Origin of the sequence: Hymenobacter aerilatus, assembly GCF_022921095.1 — a bacterium.
Lineage (GTDB): Bacteria > Bacteroidota > Bacteroidia > Cytophagales > Hymenobacteraceae > Hymenobacter > Hymenobacter aerilatus.
The window spans coordinates 62457-84274 of the sequence record NZ_CP095053.1 but is presented as its reverse complement, the minus strand read 5'-3'; the positions used below and the strand labels follow the sequence as shown (position 1 = coordinate 84274).

Annotated in this window: 20 protein-coding genes and 1 tRNA gene; 6 read left to right on the top strand and 15 right to left on the bottom strand. The window is 55.2% G+C overall.

Features of this window, described 5'->3' with window-relative positions:
• Positions 1 to 12 precede the first annotated feature (12 nt).
• Positions 13 to 525, bottom strand: a complete 513-nt coding sequence (locus MUN82_RS00340) for a gamma carbonic anhydrase family protein (protein ID WP_245093838.1) — start codon at positions 523 to 525, stop codon at positions 13 to 15.
• A gap of 194 nt (positions 526 to 719) precedes the next feature.
• Positions 720 to 1703, bottom strand: a complete 984-nt coding sequence (locus MUN82_RS00335; RefSeq protein ID WP_245093837.1) for a radical SAM protein — start codon at positions 1701 to 1703, stop codon at positions 720 to 722.
• A 102-nt stretch (positions 1704 to 1805) separates the two neighbouring features.
• On the opposite strand from MUN82_RS00335, the gene MUN82_RS00330 reads away from it, so the two are divergent.
• Positions 1806 to 2294, top strand: coding sequence for a hypothetical protein (locus tag MUN82_RS00330; RefSeq protein ID WP_245093836.1), 489 nt, complete (start codon positions 1806 to 1808; stop codon positions 2292 to 2294).
• A gap of 35 nt (positions 2295 to 2329) precedes the next feature.
• Here MUN82_RS00330 and MUN82_RS00325 read toward each other — a convergent pair whose 3' ends face one another.
• From MUN82_RS00325 to accD, 5 genes are all read right to left on the bottom strand, one after another.
• A complete protein-coding gene (locus MUN82_RS00325) occupies positions 2330 to 3088 on the bottom strand; it encodes an endonuclease III domain-containing protein (RefSeq protein ID WP_245093835.1) in 759 nt (252 codons plus the stop codon).
• A 116-nt stretch (positions 3089 to 3204) separates the two neighbouring features.
• Positions 3205 to 3909: a YiaD family glycine zipper/OmpA-like lipoprotein gene (locus MUN82_RS00320; protein ID WP_245093833.1), complete on the bottom strand. Its 705-nt coding sequence runs from the start codon at positions 3907 to 3909 to the stop codon at positions 3205 to 3207.
• 354 nt (positions 3910 to 4263) lie between these two features.
• Entirely contained in the window at positions 4264 to 4500 is a 237-nt protein-coding gene (locus tag MUN82_RS00315; RefSeq protein ID WP_511184981.1) for a YMGG-like glycine zipper-containing protein, read from the bottom strand.
• A 169-nt stretch (positions 4501 to 4669) separates the two neighbouring features.
• Positions 4670 to 5401: a YiaD family glycine zipper/OmpA-like lipoprotein gene (locus MUN82_RS00310; RefSeq protein WP_245093831.1), complete on the bottom strand. Its 732-nt coding sequence runs from the start codon at positions 5399 to 5401 to the stop codon at positions 4670 to 4672.
• Positions 5402 to 5618: 217 nt separating this feature from the next.
• A complete protein-coding gene (accD, locus tag MUN82_RS00305; protein WP_245093830.1) occupies positions 5619 to 6506 on the bottom strand; it encodes an acetyl-CoA carboxylase, carboxyltransferase subunit beta in 888 nt (295 codons plus the stop codon).
• A gap of 302 nt (positions 6507 to 6808) precedes the next feature.
• On the opposite strand from accD, the gene MUN82_RS00300 reads away from it, so the two are divergent.
• Both MUN82_RS00300 and MUN82_RS00295 read left to right on the top strand, forming a co-directional pair.
• A complete protein-coding gene (locus tag MUN82_RS00300; protein WP_245093829.1) occupies positions 6809 to 7825 on the top strand; it encodes an OmpA family protein in 1017 nt (338 codons plus the stop codon).
• A 1071-nt stretch (positions 7826 to 8896) separates the two neighbouring features.
• On the top strand, positions 8897 to 9406 hold the full coding sequence (locus MUN82_RS00295) for a T9SS type A sorting domain-containing protein (RefSeq protein ID WP_245093828.1): 510 nt from the start codon (positions 8897 to 8899) through the stop codon (positions 9404 to 9406).
• 94 nt (positions 9407 to 9500) lie between these two features.
• Here the strand turns inward: MUN82_RS00295 and MUN82_RS00290 are convergent, their stop codons facing one another.
• The 5 genes from MUN82_RS00290 to MUN82_RS00270 form a co-directional block, all read right to left on the bottom strand.
• A complete protein-coding gene (locus MUN82_RS00290; RefSeq protein ID WP_245093827.1) occupies positions 9501 to 12311 on the bottom strand; it encodes a TonB-dependent receptor in 2811 nt (936 codons plus the stop codon).
• Positions 12312 to 12561: 250 nt separating this feature from the next.
• Positions 12562 to 13269: an SGNH/GDSL hydrolase family protein gene (locus MUN82_RS00285; protein WP_245093826.1), complete on the bottom strand. Its 708-nt coding sequence runs from the start codon at positions 13267 to 13269 to the stop codon at positions 12562 to 12564.
• An 82-nt stretch (positions 13270 to 13351) separates the two neighbouring features.
• Positions 13352 to 14575 (bottom strand): putative hexosyltransferase, encoded by a 1224-nt coding sequence (locus MUN82_RS00280; protein ID WP_245093825.1) that lies wholly within the window; start codon positions 14573 to 14575, stop codon positions 13352 to 13354.
• A gap of 143 nt (positions 14576 to 14718) precedes the next feature.
• Entirely contained in the window at positions 14719 to 15723 is a 1005-nt protein-coding gene (locus MUN82_RS00275; RefSeq protein WP_245093824.1) for an MBL fold metallo-hydrolase, read from the bottom strand.
• A 211-nt stretch (positions 15724 to 15934) separates the two neighbouring features.
• Positions 15935 to 17074 (bottom strand): cystathionine gamma-synthase, encoded by a 1140-nt coding sequence (locus MUN82_RS00270; protein WP_245093823.1) that lies wholly within the window; start codon positions 17072 to 17074, stop codon positions 15935 to 15937.
• 177 nt (positions 17075 to 17251) lie between these two features.
• Here MUN82_RS00270 and MUN82_RS00265 point away from each other — a divergent pair, with 177 nt between their 5' ends.
• The 3 genes from MUN82_RS00265 (at position 17252) to MUN82_RS00255 (ending at position 19203) form a co-directional block, all read left to right on the top strand.
• Positions 17252 to 18226: a DUF2167 domain-containing protein gene (locus MUN82_RS00265; RefSeq protein WP_245093821.1), complete on the top strand. Its 975-nt coding sequence runs from the start codon at positions 17252 to 17254 to the stop codon at positions 18224 to 18226.
• 67 nt (positions 18227 to 18293) lie between these two features.
• On the top strand, positions 18294 to 19016 hold the full coding sequence (locus MUN82_RS00260) for a TVP38/TMEM64 family protein (RefSeq protein ID WP_245093819.1): 723 nt from the start codon (positions 18294 to 18296) through the stop codon (positions 19014 to 19016).
• A 113-nt stretch (positions 19017 to 19129) separates the two neighbouring features.
• Positions 19130 to 19203: transfer RNA gene (locus MUN82_RS00255), tRNA-Arg, on the top strand.
• A gap of 260 nt (positions 19204 to 19463) precedes the next feature.
• Here the strand turns inward: MUN82_RS00255 and MUN82_RS00250 are convergent.
• From MUN82_RS00250 to MUN82_RS00240, 3 genes are read right to left on the bottom strand one after another with little or no spacing between them, the layout of a single operon-like run.
• A complete protein-coding gene (locus tag MUN82_RS00250; RefSeq protein WP_245093817.1) occupies positions 19464 to 20783 on the bottom strand; it encodes a sensor histidine kinase in 1320 nt (439 codons plus the stop codon).
• Between the two features lie 5 nt (positions 20784 to 20788).
• The gene (locus MUN82_RS00245; protein ID WP_245093815.1) at positions 20789 to 21460 is read right to left on the bottom strand and encodes a response regulator transcription factor; all 672 of its coding nucleotides are present in this window, start codon (positions 21458 to 21460) and stop codon (positions 20789 to 20791) included.
• 13 nt (positions 21461 to 21473) lie between these two features.
• Complete coding sequence (locus tag MUN82_RS00240) at positions 21474 to 21806, bottom strand: DMT family transporter (RefSeq protein WP_245093813.1); 333 nt, start codon at positions 21804 to 21806, stop codon at positions 21474 to 21476.
• Positions 21807 to 21818: the final 12 nt, after the last annotated feature.

The following is a 21818-nucleotide window of genomic DNA, read 5'->3' as shown; positions in this document are numbered from 1 at the left end:
CCAGACCGTCGGTTACGCCTGTTTAAACCAACTGGCGTACTGCACATAGTTATCGGCCGTGCGCTGGATGGTAGCCCGCTGCTCATCGGTCACGGGCTTGATTTTGCGGGCTGGGATGCCGGCATAGAGGTAGCCGGGCTCGCACTGCATGTTTTCCAGCACCACCGCCCCAGCCGCAATAATGCAGCCCGAGCCTACCACGGCGTGGTCCATCACGATGGCACCCATACCAATGAGCACGTCGTCTTCCACGGTGCAGCCGTGCACAATGGCTCGGTGCCCAATGCTCACGCGGCTGCCAATAACGGTAGCAGCCCGTTGGTAGGTGCAGTGAATTACTACCCCGTCCTGAATATTCGTTTGCTCGCCAATGCGGATGCTGTTCACATCGCCGCGAATAATGGCGTTGAACCACACGGTGCAACGAGCACCCAGCACTACATCGCCCACAATGGTAGCGTTGTCAGCTACATAGCAGTCAGATCCAATTTCAGGGAGTTTGCCGCGAACAGGTAGAAGAAGCATAGACAGTGAAGTGATGAGATGGTGAGATTATGAAGTCAAGAGTAAAAATACAGTTGTCATCTTGAGCGCAGTGAAGGACCTTCTCACGTCTGCACGGCAGGCGTACCAACTACTCGTTTTGTAGGCCTGAGGTCCTTCGCAAGCGGACGCCAGATGAAGGATGACAGATACTTTTCATTCGCCACTTCACCCTTTCACCGCGTCAGCATCCGTTTCCAGGTGCCTTTAGCCGCGTTGTATTTCACGGTGCTAGGTAGGGCTTGCCAGAAGTACTTGCTGGTTTCGACGGCGAAGCTGGGCTGCATGTAGCAATTGATGGTGCAGCCTTCGCACTGGGGTAGGCGGCCTTCCAGCGCAGCCAGGCGCTGCACTTCGGCAGAATTATACAGGTCGAACAAGCGGCCGTCTACCGGGAATTTCTGCTGGCCCAGATGGTAGCAGGGTAGCACTAACTCGTTGCTAGGCGAGATGACCAAGGTAGTACTGGCTGCCCGACACACGGGCGCAGCCACATGGTTGCCCCCATCGCGGCGGAGCTGGATGAAAGCTTCGTTGAGGTAGACGCCCTTGCGGCGGCCAAAGGCCGATAGATAATCCAGCTCTTCTGTTGTTAGTTGTTCGCCGGTATTTACACTGTTGTAATCAAAGGCCGGATTCAGAATCAGCATCAGCTTGTTGGGCTGCGCAATGTCGCGGTACACGGCTTCCAGGTCTTTCAGGTTTTCGCGGAAGACGGTGAACAGAATGTCAGGCCGCTCACCCATTTCCCGCGCCACCCGAATACTTTCCAGCACGAAATCGTAGCAGGCCACGCCCCTACCCCGGTCGTGCACTTCTTTTTCGGAGGCATCGAGGGAGAAATGCAGCATGTCCACTTTGCCGCGCAGTCGCTCGGCGTACTTGGGGTAGAGCAGGCAGTTGGTGGTGAGCGTTGTGATGAAGCCCATATCGTGCGCCAGCCCCACAAACTCATGAATCTGCCGGTGCAGCAGCGGCTCTCCGCCCGTGAAATCCACCACCGACACGCCCAGGCGCTTCAAATCGCGCAAGTTTTGTTCTACGTCCTCTAGTTTGATATAGGGCGAAGGCTTCTCCCAAATGTCACAGAACGAGCACTTCGCATTGCACCGGTAGGTGACGTAGTAATTGCACAGAACCGGATGACGAACAAGACGCATAAGAACACGAAGGTAAATATTACCTGCTACTACAGGGCAAACCTTGCAACCTTATTGGCTGCGGAAGACTCTACCACTTACACCATCTATACCTAATGTCATATGAGACTACTAAAACTCACTGCTATCCTCTTAAGTTTGTCCCTATTCTCAGCTTGCTCAAAAGAAGATGCTTCTCCCAAATCGGACTATATAGTATTTGGAGCGTTTTCCTACGGATTTGGAGACTTTGGAAAATTTGATGAGCACCGTTTCAAGACTTACAAACTTGACAACGTGCAACACCAGTTGTATGAAGATACTACTCGCACACCCCCATTTCTCCACGAACAAGGAAAGTACGTACTAAGAAGCCAAGCCTCGTATGATCAAGTGCAAGGTTTGTCGGATAAGATTCCCGCAAGTTTGCTGGCTATGCCAGACGGAGATGTCAACATTAATGCAGTGGCTGATGCTTACACATATTATGTGGAAATACAACAGGATGGCCAGAAAAGGTACTGGTACATGGACTCCTATAAAGAGAATGTACCCAGTTCCTTGCATGCTTTCCACATTGAAGTGAAAGAGAGAATTAATCTGTTGAGATAGTATAGAGCTTGATACGTCGTGCTGCTTAACCAACCTTAGTGAGGCAGTTCCCCCCAAGCCGTATCCCAGCGTTTGGGGGTAGCGGCCAGCGCCTCAGGCGTGGCAGGGCCATAATGCTCAATGTAATAGTCGCAGAAGGCTTTGAGGGGGCAGCGGGCACAGTCGGGCTTGGTGTAGAGGCACACGCGCTGGCCGTGCCAATAGTTGTGCTTGTGGAAATTGAGCAGCACCCGCGCATCCTGTGGCAGCTGCTCCAGCAGCAGCTTGTGCGCCCGCTCTGCCGACACTTTTGGTCCAATCATCCCTACTCGCTGGGCAATGCGGTGCACATGCGTATCGACCGGCAAGACCGGTTTCTGAAAGTTGAACAGCAACACCAATGAAGCCGTTTTTAGGCCGATACCGGGCATATCCGTCAGCCACTGCAAGCCCCGCTCGGTAGGCCAATCGGCTAGGAAATCCAACGTAAACTCGCCCCGTTCAGCCTTTATACGGCGCAAAATATCCTGGATGCGCGGTGCCTGCGTATCGGGCCAGCGCGTGGTTCGGATGGCGTGGGCCAACTCGGAGGTAGGCGCGGCTAGTACGCCTTCCCAGTCGCCAAAGGTTTCCAGCATGCGGGAATAGGCCAGTTCCTCGTCGGCGTGCGTGGTGCGGTGCGACAACACGGTGCTGATTAGCTCGCGCATGGGCGTGCGCCGCGGGGTAGACGACAGTTCGCCGTAAAAATCGTTCAGGATTAGGTGGTCTTGCCAGGTTTTTTGGGCGGGCGAAAGCGGGGTGGCATTGGTCATGAGCTTTCTACCCCTAAGCGCCCCGCGGAGTTGCCTTGCCACCCCCTAAAAAAGCAGCGGCTTCCTTGGGTAGGGAAGCCGCTGGCTATATAGTTTACCTGGCAACGCGTTTACTGTTAGATGGTGCCTTTCTCGGCCGCCTTCTTCAGTTTTTCATTGGCATAGATGGCTACTTCCACGCGGCGGTTGGCGCTACGGCCGGCTTCCGTCGAGTTGTCGGCAATAGGCTGCTTCGAGCCGTAGCCCGTCACCTGAAAACGCGAGGCATCTACACCTTGGCTTTGCGTGTAATTAGCCACGGCCTGCGCCCGGCGCTGCGAGAGTGGGTTGTTTATGGCATCGGTACCGGTGTTGTCGGTATGGCCTTCTACCAGCACATTGGTGTCGCCGTATTTTTTGAGGGTAGCAGCTAGGGTAGCAATGTTGTCCTGGGCAGTAGAAGTCAGCGTAGACGAATTCTTTGCAAACAGAATACCCGAGTCGAAGGTGATTTTGATGCCTTCGCCCACACGCTCTACGGTGGCGCCGGCCATTTCACGCTTCAGCTCAGCAGCCTGCTTGTCCATACGACGGCCAATGAGGGCACCAGCGCCGCCACCCACGGCAGCACCAATGATAGCGCCACCAGCGGTGCTGTTTTTACCGCCAATTACGCGGCCCAGCACGCCACCCACCAGAGCACCGCCACCAGCACCCAGCAAACCACCCTTCGCGGTTTTGCTCATGGGCTTTTTAGTGGTAGTGGTTTGCGCTTCTGCGAAATGGCTTCCCAGCAGAAGCAGGACCAGCAGCAAAGAGAGGATAGACCGGGAAGTTTTCATGATAATCAAACGAATAAATGGGGAGAATACCCGTAACGTCGGGCTGTCTGTTGCCTCTTGGCAACCACCTTGCCAAAATCCCCCTATTTGATATGAGTTTAGCACAAACTATTTCTCTAATTTGATTATCAAATAATTGCCCGTAAAACCTGTTTCGGCAGCCCTACCTTGCCGAATACCTAAAATGAGTCGTGCCAACGTGGGCAAGTGCTGAGCCGTTTGCCTAACAGCACTTCCATTGATATCCCTACCCTTGGTGCTCATTGGGTGCAGAGTTGCTCCAGCCCAACAAAAAGGACCACCTCTATAGATGGTCCTTTTCAGTATTGACAGCAGATTAGCTTGCTACGTCGACTAGTTGCGACGATTCCGGCGTTCGGCACGGCGCTCTTCTCGTTTTTTCTTATCACGGCTTTTACCATAGAGCGAGCCACCAATAGCTCCTACCCCGGCCCCAATGGCCGCGCCTTTACCACCGCCTATCAGGCCACCGCCTACAGCACCGGCACCGGCTCCCACTGCCGTGCTGGTGCGGCACTCAGTCATAAAAAAACAAGCGCCAGCAAGGGCAAGCAAACGTAACTTTTTCATGGTCTTTGCTATCGTAGAAGGCCAAGAAACGGCCTGTATGAGAAAAATTTCAGGCTTTATAACGTAATGCCTCCACCGCAAGTTTAAGTAGATTCGGTTTTGCCCAACTCTTACACGCAAAGGGCTACTTCGGTATGAAGTAGCCCTTTGCCTCAAACTATGGTTGAGCTTACAGTGTGCCGTTTTCAGCAGCCTTTTTCATCTTCTCGTTGGCGAAGATGGCGATTTCTACGCGGCGGTTGGCCTGACGACCAGCTTCCGTCGAGTTATCAGCAATAGGCTGTTTGGAGCCGTAGCCATTGGTGGTGATGCGCGAAGCATCTACCCCTTGCGACTGCGTGTAGTTGGCCACGGCCTGGGCGCGGCGCAACGACAGCGGGTCGTTGATAGCGTCGGTGCCAGTGTTGTCGGTGTGGCCTTCTACCAGGATGTTGGTGTCGGGATACTTCTTCAGGGTAGTAGCCATTTTCTGGATTTCCGTCATTGAAGCTTGACGCAGATCCGACTTGTTGGTATCAAACAGAATACCCGAGTCAAAGGTCACTTTGATACCTTCGCCCACGCGCTCTACTTTGGCGTTTTGCATATCGCGCTGCAACTCTTCGGCTTGCTTGTCCATTTTACGGCCGATGAGGGCACCCGCGCCGCCACCCACAGCAGCACCAATGATAGCACCAGCAGCCGTGCCGCCCGAGCCACCAATCACGCGGCCTAGCACGCCGCCTACCACGGCTCCACCGCCAGCACCCAGCAGGCCACCCTTGGTGGTTTTGTTCATGCCGGTTTTGCGCGGACCAGTGCCGTTAGCGTCCGGAATGTTAGGGTTGCGCGTAGTAGCGCACGAGCCCAGGAACAGCATCAGCGCCAAGCACAGCGAAATAATTGCGTTCGGAGATTTCATCAGAAGGAACTTTGGTGAAAAAATGTAGGGAAAGAGAAACGATACTTGTTCGGTGTTGGGTACTGTACTTAGGCTAAAAATGTTTATCCAAAATCACTTTCAGTCTCCAAGGATGTGTATAGCAAGAGTTCCAACACGAAAAAAGCCTCTTCAACATCTGAATAGTACAGTTGAAGAGGCTTTTTCAAAAAGCTTGCCGCTTTTGCCGGCATCGTAGCTAGCGTCGTGCTGCCGCCACGGGTACCACTTCGGCCACTGCAGCCGGACGCAGCAGGTGCAGCAAATCTGCCAGCTTCTGCTTTAGGTCTTTACGATCTACAATGAAATCGAGGAAGCCGTGTTCCAGCACGAATTCGGAGCTTTGAAAATCTTTCGGCAAATCTTTGCCGATGGTTTCTTTAATCACGCGCGGCCCAGCAAAACCGATGAGTGCACCCGGCTCAGCAATATTAAAATCGCCTAGCATGGCAAACGAAGCCGTTACGCCGCCCGTAGTGGGGTCGGTGAGTAGTGATACGTAGGGCACACCAGCTTCGGAAAGCAACGCCAGCTTGGCCGACGTTTTGGCCATCTGCATCAGCGAATAGCCGGCCTCCATCATGCGCGCTCCCCCTGATTTGCTGATCATCAGGAATGGAATGCGGTGCTGGCGGGCATAGTCGATGGCGCGGGCAATCTTCTCGCCTACCACCGAGCCCATGGAGCCCCCGATGAATTTGAAATCCATGCAGGCAATGACCAACTCGGCACCCTGGCTGCGCCCGTAGGCCGTGCGCACGGCGTCGTGCAGGCCGGTGGCACGCTCGGTAGCCGCCACGCGTTGGGGGTAGGGCTTGGTATCAACAAAGTGCAGCGGGTCACCGGAAGTGAGGTCAGCGTCCAGCTCGGTGAACTGGTTGTCATCAAACAGCACCTCGAAATACTCGGCTGAGTTGATGCGGTCGTGGTGGTTGCAGTTGGCGCAGGTATAGAGCAGGCGCTTGTGCTCGGCCATGGTAGCCACGGTTTTACATTCCGGGCATTTGTACCACAAGCCATCGGGGGTTTCCTTTTTTTCCTCCGTGGGCGTGACAATGCCTTTTTCTACGCGTTTAAACCAAGACATCAGGTAAGAATTGAGGGGCGGATACTAAGCGTGTGGCGACAAAGATACTATGCAGGGTGGCTACGGGCCGGCTTTCGGAGCAGAAGAATTGCCTGGTCATTCCCGCATTTCGAGCAAGAATACCAGCTAAACCATTGGAAACAAGCACAGTATTTAACGTCGGATAGCAACAAATATAGTCCGAAAAATGGTTTGTGCCGGCTATAGAAATTGGAAGTTGCCCCGGCAACTGGCTACCTTGCTACGGGGTAGGCCCTATCGGTCCACCCCGCTGCTTATGCTGTTTCACCTACGCTTATTCCGTGTATAAATTCTCTTCCCTGACTTTGGCCGCTCTGGTGGTGGCCGCTTCTACTACCCTACCCAGCTGCGTAGCTTCCCGCAAATACGACGAATTACAGGCTCGCCAAACGGCTACCCAGCGCGCGAAGGAAGACTTAGAAAAACGCCAGCGCCAGGCAGTAGCAGAGTTACAAAAAGCCAACGACGAGCTGGCCCAGCTGCGCCTCGATAAGAAGCGCCTCGTAAACGACTCCACGCAAACGGGCAACATCCTGCGCAAAACCCAGAGCCTGTACGGCGAGCTAAACGACTCGTACGACAAGCTCCTCAAGAACAGCGACCGGGCCATTGCCAATAAATCGGCCGATTATGACAAGGTAGCCAAGGACTTAGCGCGCCGCGAAGCTGAACTCGGTGAGCTGGATGTAAACCTGAAAAAGAGCCGCACGCAAATCGACCAGCTTAATACAGACCTGAAGACTCGCGAAGCGAAGCTGGCGGAGCTGCAACAAGCATTGGCCGCTAAAGACAAAGCCGTGAATGATTTGCGCGCCAAAGTAAACAACGCGCTACTCGGTTTTAAGTCTAATGATTTGAAAGTAGAGCTACGCAACGGCAAAGTGTATGTGTCACTTTCGGAGCAACTGCTGTTTAAATCGGGCTCTACCAAGGTAGACCCCAAGGGCCAGGATGCGCTTAAAAAGCTGGCTCAGGTGCTACAGGAGCAACCCGATGTGAACGTGGTAGTGGAAGGCCACACCGACAATGTGCCCATCACGCGTGGCACAGCGGGTATGCAGGACAACTGGGACCTGAGCGTGCTACGCGCCACCGAAATTGCCCGCCTGCTTACCGTGAGCGGGGTAGCACCCCAGCGCGTAACGGCCTCGGGCCGCTCGCAATACCTGCCCGTGGCCCCCAACGGCAGCGCCGCCGACAAAGCCCTGAACCGCCGCACCGAAATCATCCTCACACCCAAGCTCAACGAGCTATTTCAGATTCTGGATAGTAATTCAGCGGCGAGTGCTGGTGAATAGCAGTAATTTTATATCTTTCTACAAATCAATACACTATCTACTTATATTCTTATGTTCTCACTTCTCCGTGTCTTTTTGCTAGTGTTGTGTATATGGATACTAGCCTTGCCAACAACGCAGGCTTCCCACTTATTGGGTGGCCAGATTACGTACGAGCACCTTACTGGTGACCAGTACCGCGTCCGATGTTTGCTTTACACAAATGATTATTCTTTAGTTAAACAGGAGTTCATTCAGTTGAAATGTCAGCTTGATGGCTGCACAACTTCAGATAGCCGGAATTTTACAGTTGAGATACAGACCCCTACGGTAATAAAAAATACACCCTTTGCTCTAAGCAATGGAGTGTATAACAATGCCGTTTTCGAAACTACCGTGCGCCTATCGCCTGGGACTTGGACCCTAAGTACTCAGAATGAATACCGTACGTATGGCGATAATTTTGCAGGTCGTAATACTACCTATGAGTTCTATATCGCGGCGACGGTAAATACTGCATTAGCACCTACCAACAGCTCTCCGCAATTCTATGATTTGCCAGTACCCCAAGTACTTTGGCAACAGCAGAATCGGTATGCTTATGGCGCCTCCGATGCAGATGGAGACTCACTAGTATATAGCCTAGTTTCGCCTCAGACAAGCTGTGGGACTTCTGTTCCTTACGGAATCTATGCCGCTGGGACTATCAATAACCCCGTCACAGGTACCGTTGCTCCCTACCCTGGTGGGGGATATACCAACCTATTCCCTCTACCCTCTTTTCAAATCTCCTCTGGAACTACAGTGCAAGCAGCACCTTTTTTTGATCTGAACACGGTTACTGGTGCTATTACCTCCTTGCCTGCATCGGTGCAGAATGGAGGTAGCTATTTTGCCGTAGCCGTACGCATAGACGAGCTGCGTAAAATTGGGAATGAGTATGTCAAGATTGGCAGCGTTGTGCGGGAAATACCATACCTTTTGGTTAACCCAGGCAACAATCTTAATCCTACCTTATCCGCGGTACAGGTAAACAACGAAACTACACCGCGACCAATAGAGAATACGATTACCATACTGGCTGGTCGGCCATTGACCTTGCATTTCTCCGGCACTGACCCCAATGCAGGTCAGACTACCCAACTCTATGCCGACGTAGAACACGCGCTGCCAGGCGCTACGTTTACTACCTCCACTACCGGCGAAGCCACCCTGCAATGGCAAACCACGGCCCAAACACGGCTTGGCTTTTATCGTTTTCCCGTTACGGTTGTCGACAATAGTTCGCCCCAGCGCGGCTTCGAAACGCGTATCATCACGGTGCGAGTAGTAAACACGATACTGTCTACTTCAGATGCACAGAAGAATAGCAACGTGGCAGCCTACCCTATACCGTTCACAGAGCAAGTCACCATTCGCTTAGTAAATAGCGGCCGCCGACAAGTCACGATTGTAGATGCGCTGGGCCGCACAGTGGCTGAGCTCACTACGCAGGCTGATGGAGTTGTTCGCTGGCGTCCAACGGCTGTTGTTGCACCAGGCTTATACATTGCCCGTACGGCAGATGGGCAATCGAAACGCTTAGTACGAGTCGCCCCATAGCAACCGCCTACCCCATTAATGGATGCAAAAATGGCCAACCTTCTCAGAAGGCTGGCCATTTTACGTAAGAGCAAAACCAGATTCTTGTGTTTTGCTAGAACGTCACGTTTATGCGGCCGAAGTAGTATGCGCCCGTGAAGGCGAACTGGTTGGAGCTGTATAAGAATCGGCCCCGGTTGGTTCCGTCTAAGCTAGAGGTATAGCTTAAGCTGCCTGTATTATAGTTGTCCTCGTAATTGCGCGGATTACGGTACAGTTTATCGGGGTAGACGTTGAAGATATTATTAGCCCCTACCTGCAGGCCCAGCCATTTCAGCACTTGCGCACTTACTACCAAGTCCGTTACCCACTTCGCCGAAAAGGTTTGGTCAATGGTAGAGTAGAGGAACGAGGGGTCATCGGCTGGACTGCCGATGCGGGCATCAGCCGTCTTCACCTCCCCGAACCGCACAGTACGCAAGTCCACGTTAAAAATCTTGTAGCCGTAGTTGGCGCTCAGGTTGATTTTGCTGCGTGGCTGCCCGGCTTCCAGGCGAGTACGCTGCTGGCGGTCGAATAGCGTGTTTTGCAGGCTTGCATTGTTATCGATAGTGGCTGAGCTATTGATACCGCGCACTGTGGTTTGGTTGAAGTTGGCCGCTGCCGTCAGGCCCAGGCGATGCTCGCCAAAGGTTAGGCGCTCATTCAGAACCACATCCAGACCTTTGGTGCGGGTGTTGACGGCATTAGCAAAGAACTGCACGCTGCTTACATCCGGACGATTGGCCAGAATAGCCGCCACCGCTGGATTGGATCGGGAAAACTGTGACGAGAGTACAATTCGGTCCCGAATATCAATCAGGTAGGCATCTACCGTCAGCGTGAAACTACGGGCCAGGCGCGCCGTGAGGCCAGCGCTATAGTTCTTTGACTTTTCCTGCTTGAGCGCGCCAATCCCGAAGCCTTCACGCACAATGGGGTTGTCATTGTTCGCTGTCAGTACATCCTGGATTTGCCCCTGGTTGAACTGCGTCGCTACGTTGGTGAAGTAGCGCTGTTGCAGCGAGGGCGCCCGGAAGCCGTTGCCTAGATTACCACGTACGGCCAAATCGTTGATGAAATTGCTTTGCCCACCGGTTACCAGACTGTAGCGGGCCCCTACCCGACCACTGGCGTTTGAGCCAAAATCGGAGTAGCGCTCTAGCCGGCCGGCCAGATTCACTAGCAAACGGTCGGTTAAGTCGCTTTCCAGATCGAGGTAGCCTGCAGTGTTGGAACGCGAACGATGGGTGGCATCGGAAGGGCGATACCCAGGAAAACCCTGTGACCCAATGGAGGTGTTTTGACCCGCAGCCGTCAGACGGCCATAGTTGAAGTAAGACCCTTTCTCACCTGCTTTAATTTCAAAGAAATCACTGCGCAGCTCGCCCCCAAAGGCCACGTTTAGGGTAGCCAAGGGTCCCACATTCATGAATTTGCGGGAGAAGCCCAGGTTAGTGGTATTCTGCTGAAAGATGAGCGTACCAGCGTAAAACTCCTGCGTGCTGGTACCAATAGGCAGCGAGGCATTCAGTGTGTTGGTGATGTCATAACGCAAGCTGTTGCGGCCGTACGTGTTGCTCAAATCAGTCGCAAAGCCCAGGACCGTACCGCGCACGCCTACGAGCAACGACTCGTCGTTGACGGTACTGTTGACGAAGGGTAGGAATCCATCGGGGTAGAGCGTGAGGTCAATTTGCGTTGCCTGGTTAGGGAGGCGGTATAAAGCGCCGCTACGGCCTTCTCGCTGTGTGGCGCCTGCGGCTACGTAGGCCTCTACCCCTAAACGGGGCACCAGCGAGTACGCGGCATTCACGAAACCGCTGTAGGTACGCGACTTCGAATTGCCTACAATGATATTGCGACGATTGAAACCACGGGCAGCTACCTGGGCATCGTCCTGCGCTTTCAAGTCACGGCGCTGCTGCTCCGTTAAGTTGCTGGCGTAATTACCGCCGCTGCCATTGTAAATAAGGGGGGCCGTATCGTAGCCCGAGCGGTCCAGAAACCCGCGCTGTAATACCTGGCCGCTGATATCTATGTATCCCCTACCCTTCAAGCCAATACCAACGTTGGCATCGGCCTGCCATACGTCGCCGTCGCCTTTGGTGGTCTGGCCCGCCGTGCCACTCACGTTCACGCCGGTAGTGTCATCTTTCAGCTGAATGTTGATAACGCCGGCAATAGCATCGGAGCCATACTGAGCGGCGGCCCCTTCGCGCAGCACCTCAATGCGCTTGATGGCGGCGGGCGGCAGCACGTTCATATCAATCCCTACCGAGCCCCTACCTGGTGTCCCGTTGATGTTGACGAGGGCCGAGGTATGGCGTCGTTTGCCATTCACCAGCACCAGTACTTGGTCGGGCCCCAGGCCACGTAGCGTGGCCGGGTCTACGAAATCCGTACCATCGGTTACGGTTTGGCGGGTACTCTGGAAGGAGGGGGCAATGAAGCTCAGAATCTGCGTTACCTCCGTTTGGCCATACGCCTTAATCTCGCGGGCCGAAATCACATCGACAGGAGCCGTGGTAAGAATATTAGAGCGACCTTCGGTGGCCCGCGAGCCTGTCACGACTACTTCGTTGAGGTCGGTGCTGGCATCTTGCAAACTGGCGTTCAGCACGGAACGGCCGTTCAGGGGAATTTCCTGTGAGGTCTGCCCAATGGCCGAGAAGATGAGGGTAGCCGAGGTGGGTACGGCAAGGCGGTAGCGGCCGTCTGCGTCGGTAGAGGTGCCGTTGCTGGTACCTTTTTCCAGCACCGTCACACCGGGTAGGGCGGTACCGGTGGGGCCAGTCACGCGGCCGGTTACGGTCTGCGTCTGGGCCCACGCGGCGGCGGGCAACAGGCTGGCACACACAATGGAATAGAGTAAGGTTTGGCGCATATGCGTTCGGGGAGGGGAAAAGAATAAATGCAACTTTGTTAGTGACCACTCAGCACAATGCAAACAAAGGCCTACAAGGCACCTGACCACAATCTTCTGCTATAACAGAATACTTCGCAGGATGTATTGATTTCGATGAAATAAGTATACTGCTTGCCTAATACGATAGTTGTACTGCACGCCTATACGTAGTAGATTGTCAACACATTACGGTTGCGCTTACCCTCCCTGCCGTGGCCCACTTATGCGGTTATTTTGAGCTGGTAGCCACCAGCTTCTGCACAACGGGTAGTGCTGCTTCTGCCCATTTCGCCATCTGTAATCCAGAGTAATGCAGACCATCTGGCGCAAACTGCGCGGCATCGCTAGCGGCGGTGCGCGTGAGGCCAGTGATGTCTACGAAGGCAATGCCTGCCTGCTCACACTCTTGTTGGGCCACTGCGTTAAACTGGTCGATTTCTTGCCCAATCTGCGTCCGGTTACGCCCTTGTGCGTAGGGCGTCTGCCCCCAGTCTGGGATAGATAATACTACTACCCGGGTAGAGCGGCCGCTGGCAAACTGCGTGGCCGTTTGTAGTAACTCGCGCAGATGCAAACGATACTCGGCGGTGCTTTTGCCCTGGTACTGGTCGTTGACGCCAATCAGCAACGATACCAGCCCATAGGTACGCCGATTATCGGAGGCCGCAATGGCCCGTTGTAAGTCCTGAGTGGTCCAGCCGGTGCGGGCGATAATGTCCGGCGACGCTACCTCACTACCATGCTGGCGCAGCAACTGCGCCAGCTGCACGCTCCAACGTGCCTGCTCTGTTACGCCTTCGCCAATGGTATAAGAGTCGCCGAGGGATAAAAAGCTGATGGCAGCGACTGGCGCCGGTGGCGTAGGAGTCGGCGCAACGTCGGCTTGTGTACAGGCTAGGAAAGACAGTGACAGTAAAAAGGCAAGAATACTCTGCATGAGAAGGCTTCGGGTGGATGGTTCACCCGATGGCGCCAGACATACGTACTCGCTCCTGCTTGTAGATTACCATCTATTGCCACTAAGCGCCGCGCAGACTAGCGACTGGCTCTGGCACCGAAGTGGAATGCGCGTTCTGGTACGCCAGTTTGTAGGCTTGCACGATGCCAACTATAAGTACTATTGTGAATATTACGGCCACTAGCTGCGGATTATACAACCAGAAAGGCGCGTGGTGCAGCAACTCCAGTACAGCTTCCAGATTCAGAAAGTAGGCAACGGATGTGAGCCCGTATAGCCAGTAATTTTTCGCCAGGTAGCCGTATCCAGCCAGAAAAAGCAGTGCCGCGTGCCAGTACCGCTCGTGCATCTGCGTGTTGAAGTAGCTGAATACGATAGGCAACAAACCACAGCTTAGCAACACCAGCGCGTAGTGCTCCGCGCCCATCACGCGGCGGCGTAGAAGCAGCCGCACGGTTTGCCAACACATTGGCCACAGGGTTATAGCCGAAGCCACGGTAAACAGCAACAGCCCCCAATGCTTATAGGAATGGCCTGCGAAACGCAGCGTATCAGACACATCCATCAAAGAAGACGCCCACGTCAGCAGATACCAAAGATTAAAAGCATTGAGCGAGATATAAGGGTACCGGTCGCCGGCGCTGCGCGTGAGTAGCCAAATATGAGGCAAGTAGTTACGGTCGCCACCCCAGATAAAGGGGACTAAGATGGCTAACTGCAGTAGAGCGCTTACTGCTATTGTATGTAACAGCACCTTCGGCGTCCGCTGCCAGTGCGGCAATAGCACCAGCACCAAGGGTGGAATAAAGATGACAGATTGCAGCTTCATGTTGAGTGCCAGCACGAATAGCACTCCTACTACCACAGAACGGCCTTGTAAAGCGGCTAACACTGCCCCTAGGCACAAACAGGTATAAATAGCGTCTACCTGCTGCCAAGCCAAGGTATTGTACAAGTAAGCTACGTTAAGCAGCAGCAACAACGATACCCCTATCCCCTGCTGACGAGTAGCTGCCAGCGAAGCGACCAGCAGTGCGCCGCCAAAATCAAAAAGAAGCGTTATCAGCTTGAGGTAATGCAGGTTGCGAAGAATTGCATCTGCGCTACCCAACAACTTCCCAAACCCATACAATACATACTGATACAGAGGCGGATAATCATTACGCCATACCTTATATACGTTCGCCAATCCATGCTCCGCCGCATACGACGACCACAGCCACCAACTATACCCATCTTCCGGTAAGCGGGCATCACCCCCTATCCTCCATAGCAACACCAGCAAAAGGCCATAAAAAGCAATATCTGTCCGCTTCCACTGCCAATCACTGGCTATATACTTTACCGGCCTTTCCGCTTGCATATAGTTTTCATATAACGCCTAGCTGTTAATCCAGCAACAAAGCTACACGCAAACGCCCCCCTCTCCTACCCCCGCCACCAGCCAGACGCATAGGGGGCCTGCGTGGCCTCTACCCGTTCGCCGGGCTGGGGTAGTAACAGCTCCACCCCGGCTGCCGCAGCGGCTTGCTGCACCTCCTCGGCTGGATCGGTCCAGGCGTGGTAAGCCAGGTTGAAGGTGCCCCAGTGAATGGGCAGCAGCGCCCGGCCGCGCAGGGCCTGGTGTGCCGCCACGGCTACCGTGGGTCCCATGTGCACATCGGCCCAGTTGGGGTCGGCGGCGCCTATTTCCAGCATGGTCAGGTCGAAGGGGCCGTAGGTGTCGCCTATTTGCTGAAACGCAGCCGCAAACGGACCAGAGTCGCCGCCGAAGAAGGCGCGGTGGGTAGGACCCAGCAGCACCCAAGAGGCCCACAGGGTAGCATCCTGATCGAGGCCGAGGCGGCGGCCGGAAAAGTGCCGGGCGGGTGTGGCCACCAGCGTAAAATCGGGCGCTAACATTATTTCCTGCCACCAATCCACTTCGGTAATCTTGTCGGACGCTACCCCCCAACGGTGCAGGTGCCGGCTTACCCCTAGCGGACAGAAGAACCGCACCCCCGTGCGTGCCAGTGCCCGCACCGCTAGCGGGTCGAGGTGGTCGTAGTGGTCGTGGGAGATGAGTACGCCATCCAGCGGCGGCACCTGCGCCAGGGGTAGCGGGTTGGGGAAGAACCGTTTCGGTCCCATAAAGCGCACCGGCGAACTGCGCATGCGCCATACGGGGTCGGTCAGAAAACGGCGACCGTCAATTTCCAGCAACACCGTCGAGTGTCCCAGCCAGGTAGCCCGTAATGCGTTGGGTGGCACGGGCTGAGCCAGCGCAGCCACATCGGTAGAGAAACCAGCCAGAGCCGACCGGGGTACGCGCTCCTCTTTGCCTAGCAGCCAACGCCGGGCCATTTGCCAGTAGCTGCTAGCCGTCGACATGGATGTGGGTAGGGCATTGTGATAGCGCTTACCATCGAAGCGGGAAGAAATTCTCGTAGTCATACGCTTTGCAAAACGACCGTTGAAAACAGACGAAAAAGGCAGAACGTCATGTCGATTAGCGGGAGCAACCGCACGTGCTGACGAAGGATCGTATCTTCCGTTAGCACGTGCGGTTGCTCCCGCTAATCGACATGACGTTCTGTTTTCACAAGTAGTTAAGCAGACGTTTTGCTACCCGTTATACTTTAACGGCAGCTGTTCGCCCTGCCTCCTACCCTATTGCCTGTCCCAGGTCTTCGAGCAGGTCCTCAATATCCTCCACGCCCACGCTCAGGCGAATGAGCGAGTCAGAAAGGCCAGCTTTGCGGCGCTCCTCGGCCGGAATGCTGGCGTGCGTCATGGTGGCGGGATGACCTGAGAGGCTTTCTACACCACCCAAGCTTTCGGCTAGCGTGAAGAGCTTCAGCTTTTCCAGCACCGCAATGGCGTCTTCCTGCTTGTCGCCCTTCAGCACAAAGGAAATCATGCCCCCGAAGTCGCGCATTTGCTTGGCGGCCACGGCGTGGTTGGGATGCTCGGGGAAGCCCGGCCAAAACACCTTCTCTACCTTGGGGTGCGCTTGCAGGTACTCGGCCACGGCGCGGCCGTTTTCGCAGTGGCGCTGCATGCGCAGGTGTAAAGTTTTGAGGCCGCGCAGCACCAGGAAGCAGTCCTGGGGGCCGGGCGTGCCGCCGCAGGAGTTTTGCAGAAAGGCCAAGCGTTGCAGCAGCGCGTCGTCGTTCACCACCAGAGCGCCCATTACCACGTCGGAGTGGCCGCCCATGTACTTGGTGAGGGAGTGCATCACAATGTCGGCGCCCAGGGCCAGCGGGGTTTGCAGGTAGGGCGTCGAGAAAGTGTTATCCACCACCAGCAGAGCACCAGCCTCGCGAGCAACCTCCGCAGCGGCTTCAATATCGATGATGTTGAGCAGCGGGTTGGTAGGCGTTTCCACCCAGATCAGCTTGGTTTTGTCCGTCACCTTTTCGCGCACGGCCGTCATGTCGTGCATCGGCACAAAGTGAAATTTGATGCCCAGCGGCGCAAACACTTTGGTGAAGATGCGGTAGCTGCCCCCATAGAGGTCGTTCGTGGAAATCACCTCGTCGCCGGGCTGCAGCAGCTTGATGATGCAGTCGACCACGGCCATACCCGAAGCGAAGGCTAGGCCATGCTTGCCGCCTTCCAATGCTGCCACTGCATCCTGCAGTTGCGAGCGGGTAGGGTTGTGCGTGCGCGAGTACTCGTAGCCCTGGTTTTGGCCGGGCGAGGTCTGCACGTAGGTGGAAGTCTGATAGATAGGCGTCATGATGGCGCCAGTGGCCGGGTCGGGGTGCACGCCGGCATGAATGGCTTTGGTTCCGAATTTCATAGTGCGTGGGTGGAGTAATAAAAGCAAATGCCCCGCAAGGGGGCGCTCAAAGGTAAAAGGACGCAGGCACTTGCCAGGGCCTTCCGGCAACGTCCATCTTTTTCGTTAGTAGAGAACTAGCAAACAGTTATCTTGTTGGCAAAATTCAATTTCATTCTTCCCTCATTTTTATCATTTATGAAAAAACTTTTACTGGTATTGCTTACCCTATGCACCGGCTGGACGGCCGCCGCGGCCGCCGCGGCCGACGCGCCGCCCGAGGCCGAGGCTGCCCGCCGCAAATTCGTTATCGACTCACTACAGGCCACGCTGCACTACCAGCAAGGCCGTATCACGCTGCCCGGTGGGGTAGGCAAGCTGACGGTGCCGCAGGGTTTTCGCTACCTCGACTCGGCCCAGAGCCGCCACGTGCTCACCGACTGGTGGGGCAACCCCAAGCAGGAGTCGCTGGGCATGCTGGTGCCCGCTGCCTACGGCCCGCTGGACGAGAAAAGCTGGGCCTTTATCATCCGCTACGAGCCCATGGGCTACGTGAAGGACGATGATGCCGACAAAATCAATTACAAGGACCTGCTGGAAGAAATGCAGGACGACGTAGCCGAAGAAAACGAGGAGCGCACCGAGGCCGGCTACGAAACCGTGCAACTGCTGGGCTGGGCCGCCACACCCTTTTACGACAAAAACAAAAATGCCCTGCACTGGGCCAAAGAGCTGCAGTTTGGCGACGAGCCAGAGCATACGCTTAACTACAATCTACGCCTGCTGGGCCGCAAGGGCGTGCTGGTGCTCAACGCCGTGGGCACGCCTGCGCAGCTAGCCGAAATCCGGGGTACCATTCCTACGGTTATTGATGGGGTAGCCTTTGCCAAAGGCCTGCGCTACGCCGATTTCAACCCCGGCATCGACGAGGTAGCGGCCTACACTATTGGCGGCCTGGTGGCGGGCAAGGTGCTGGCCAAGGTAGGCTTCTTTGCCGTGATTCTGAAGTTTGGCAAGGTCATCCTTATCACCCTGCTCAAGTTTTGGAAGATAGCGCTGGGCTTGCTGGCCGGCGCCTGGACGGCTATCCGCCGCTTTTTCGGCGCCAAAAACAACGACGAGCAACTGGCCCTTGAGACAGACGAAACGCCGCCTTCGGAACCAGAAGCGTAGCGGCTCGCACCGCAAATCCGTAAGAGCAAACAGGCTGGTAGTTTTGCCAGCCTGTTTTTCTTTGCCTATGCTTGCTACCCTTAAAGCCTTATTTCGCACCAACGCGTCCTCGCTCCTGTCTATGTTTCTGCTGGTAGTGCTACCCCTTGTGGGCAGCTCTACTGTTACCTACCTACTGTACGAGCACCAGAATCTGCTGCGCGACCTTACCCTACCCCAAATGCTGCTGTATTTTGGAATAATGGTGTTGGTGCTGGCCTTCTCGCTGGTGCACTCCACGGTGGCGGTGTTGCTCACGGGTTTTTTCCTGGGCTGGGCGGGGTTGCCGGGCACCATTATCGCCTATGCGCTGGCGGCCCTGCTAGGATACGAGCTGGCCACCCGCCTCGACCAAGGCAAGCTGCTCCGCTTCGTGCACTCTTTCCCAAAAGCCGAAGCCATTATGCAGGAGCTGCGCCACCAGAGCTGGCAGTTGATTTTGCTGGTGCGCCTAGCTCCTATCCTACCCTTCGCCCTTATGACCTTTGTACTGGCTATTCTAGGCGTAGACCGCACCCGTTTCCTGGGCGCCAGCGTGCTGGGGATGCTGCCGCGGAGTCTGTTCTTTTACTGGATAGGCACGCAGGCCCAGGATGCGCTGTCGCTGCTGCATAGCCCCGACACGGGCACCACTGGTAAAGTTCTGGTACTGGTACTGCTGGCCGTGGCTGCGCTGGGGCTCTACTACGTTTTCAACCGGGCCGTGCAGCGCGCCCTCAACAAGCAGATAGAAAAGCAAGAAAATTATTAAATCTGAAAATCAGTTGCTTGCAGATTTTCTTGTCTTTTTTTATCGTTAAAATGCGCAGAAGCTTGTTTTCCGGGAAATTCTGCCGTTATCTTTGCACACCGTAACGGAAAAACGGTCGCGTAGCTCAACTGGATAGAGCACCTGACTACGAATCAGGAGGTTTGGGGTTCGACTCCCTACGCGACCACTCAAAAGGCCCTCAGATAGCTCTGAGGGCCTTTTTTGTTTTGCTGCTTGTTCAGAATTGCGGGTAACAGTTGGTAGTCGAGGCCATCATCCTTTTTTCAACTCTCACATTAGCCCAAATACATCCATCACTGGCTCCATGAAGCTCTTGAACTGCACGCCTGAGGCCGAGGCTTCTGCAAGTAGTTCAACGTCTCCATTTTGCCCTCTGCCTTCAACGAGATGCGGCTGAGTCGACTCTCCGTTCGGATAAGGTTCGGCTTACGCTCGGGTCGAAGTTGCTGGTTTGTTGTTGCCTAGCGTGAAAGCGTGCGTGCCCTCCTGGTAGTAGTAGGTGCATTGCAACTGCAACACGTCGCAAGTCGCTTCGACCAACGCCAAGCCCAGCCCCAACCGTCCGTCGTCGGTGGAACGGGTATGATAGCGCTGGAACAGGTCCGTTTCTGCTGATGCGGGCGACAGCCCCGCATTGCATATGACCACGCCGGTCGCCGCACACTCGATTCGGATGAAGCCGCCAGGCACGTTGTGTTGAATGGCGTTGCGGACCAGATTGTCGAGCAAGATGCCCAGCAACTCCCGGTTGGTGTGCAAGTACCAGGGCTGGGACACATGCCAGTCAACCCGCACATCTTTGTAGTCCAGCAGTTCGGCGTAGCTTACTAACCGCTCCCGCAGATGCTCTAGTACGTCTATGGTCTCCACGGCCAGCCGGCCGCCGTACTGCAGCGTCCGTACCCGGGAAAGCAGGTTCAAGGCTTTCTGCAGCGAGGACAGGCGTTGGACGGTTTTCTTGATTTCCACCAGTTCCTGCCGGTCGGCTTCGGCTAATTGATTGCGTTTGAGCACCAGCTCTGTCTTGGCCAGCAGCACGGCCAGGGGCGTTTGCAGCTCGTGGGCTGTGTTCTCCGTGAATTCGCGCAGCTCGTTATACGACTGCTGAATCTTGTCGGTGAAGTGGGTGATGGCGGCGTTGAAAAACCCGAACTCGCGAATTTCACTGGGCATCAGTGCCAGGCGCTGCCGATCGCGCAGACTAAAGCCATTGATACGACGCAGATTCTGGTAGAACGGCAGCCATAGGTTATAAGACAGCCGCTTGATACTGAACTGAAATAGCAGCCAGCTTAGTAGCAGAAAGAGGACCAGCGAAGCACCTACGGAAAACAGCACCATTCCAGCCCCCGGTGCACCACCATTCTCTTCCGAGCGGCTAACCGTTACTTCGATGCGTTCAGCCCCCCGGGCCATCGTGGCCGTATAGCTGATGATGCCCACCGTGGTGCGCTGCTCCACGTCAGGATCAGCATACCAATCGGTGAAGTAAGCGTAGGGTGCCGTGCCCGGGGGTAGGGCACGGTAGCGCACGTCGGGAACTTGGGGCACGCGTCCCTGCTGGCGCCATTGGTATTGCAGTTGGGCCACCCGCTGCCGAAATGGCCGGGCAATGACGATTTCATAATAGCTGTCGTAGAGGTAGTTATTCGCAAACATGATACACAGCAGCATCAGTGGCACTACCAGTAGGTATACCCGCTGTATTCCCGCCAGAAACCGCTTGCTGTAGTGTTTGGTCGCCATCAGAACTATTGCAAGGTGTAGCCAAGGCCATAGACCGTTTCGATGCCTACCTGGCAGCCGGCTTGCTTGAGCTTATGTCGCACGTTTTTGATGTGCGTGTAGAGATAGTCCAGCGAGTCTACCATGTCCACGTTCTCCTGTAGCACGTAGTCCGACAACGACTCCTTCGACACGACCCGCTTGCGGTTGAGCAGTAGGTAGTAGAGCAGACGCAATTGGCTGGGGGTGAGTTTGAGCGGCTCCCCGTCCACGGATGCCTGCTGCGCGTCCAGCTGGTAGCTAAGGTTACCTAGGATCAGTTCGCTGGGCTCCTCGGGGTGGCGTCGGCGCAAAATGCTGCGTACCCGCGCCAGCAGCTCATCAAGGTGAAAGGGCTTCACTAGGTAGTCATCGGCGCCCAGGTTGAGGCCACGTAGCTTGTCGGTGAGGCTGTCGCGCACGGAAATGATGAGCACGCCCGGCCGGGTTTCCATCGCCTTGATGTATTCAAACAAATCGAAGCCTAGCCCGCCGGGCAGATTCAAATCCAAGACAACCAGGTCGAAGAGCTTGGTGACGAGTTTGTTTTCGGCCTCTCGGAACGTTAACGCCGTTTCGCAGCCGAACCCCTCGTCTTCCAGTGCGGTCCGCATACTGGTCGACAACAGGTGTTCATCTTCCACTAACAGGATTTTCATGGCGCTAGGCGGTTTAATGGACAGACGTCTTACCCAGCAGGTTCAGCACGAGTACGCCGGCAATGATGAGTGCCAAGCCTAGCAGCGTCATGGCATCCGGCACCTGCTTATAGACTACTACCCCCACTAGGGTGATGAGAATGATACCGACGGCCGACCAAACTGCGTAGGCCACCCCTATAGGAATGCTCCGCAAGGTTAGGCTAAGGCAATAAAAAGCCAGTGCGTAGCCCACAACGGTCAACGCACTAGGTCCGAGCCGCGTGAAGCCTTCGGATGCTTTGAGGGCCGACGTGGCAACGGTTTCGGCTAGGATAGCCACCAATAGAATTACCCAATTTTTCATAAACAGCAAGTA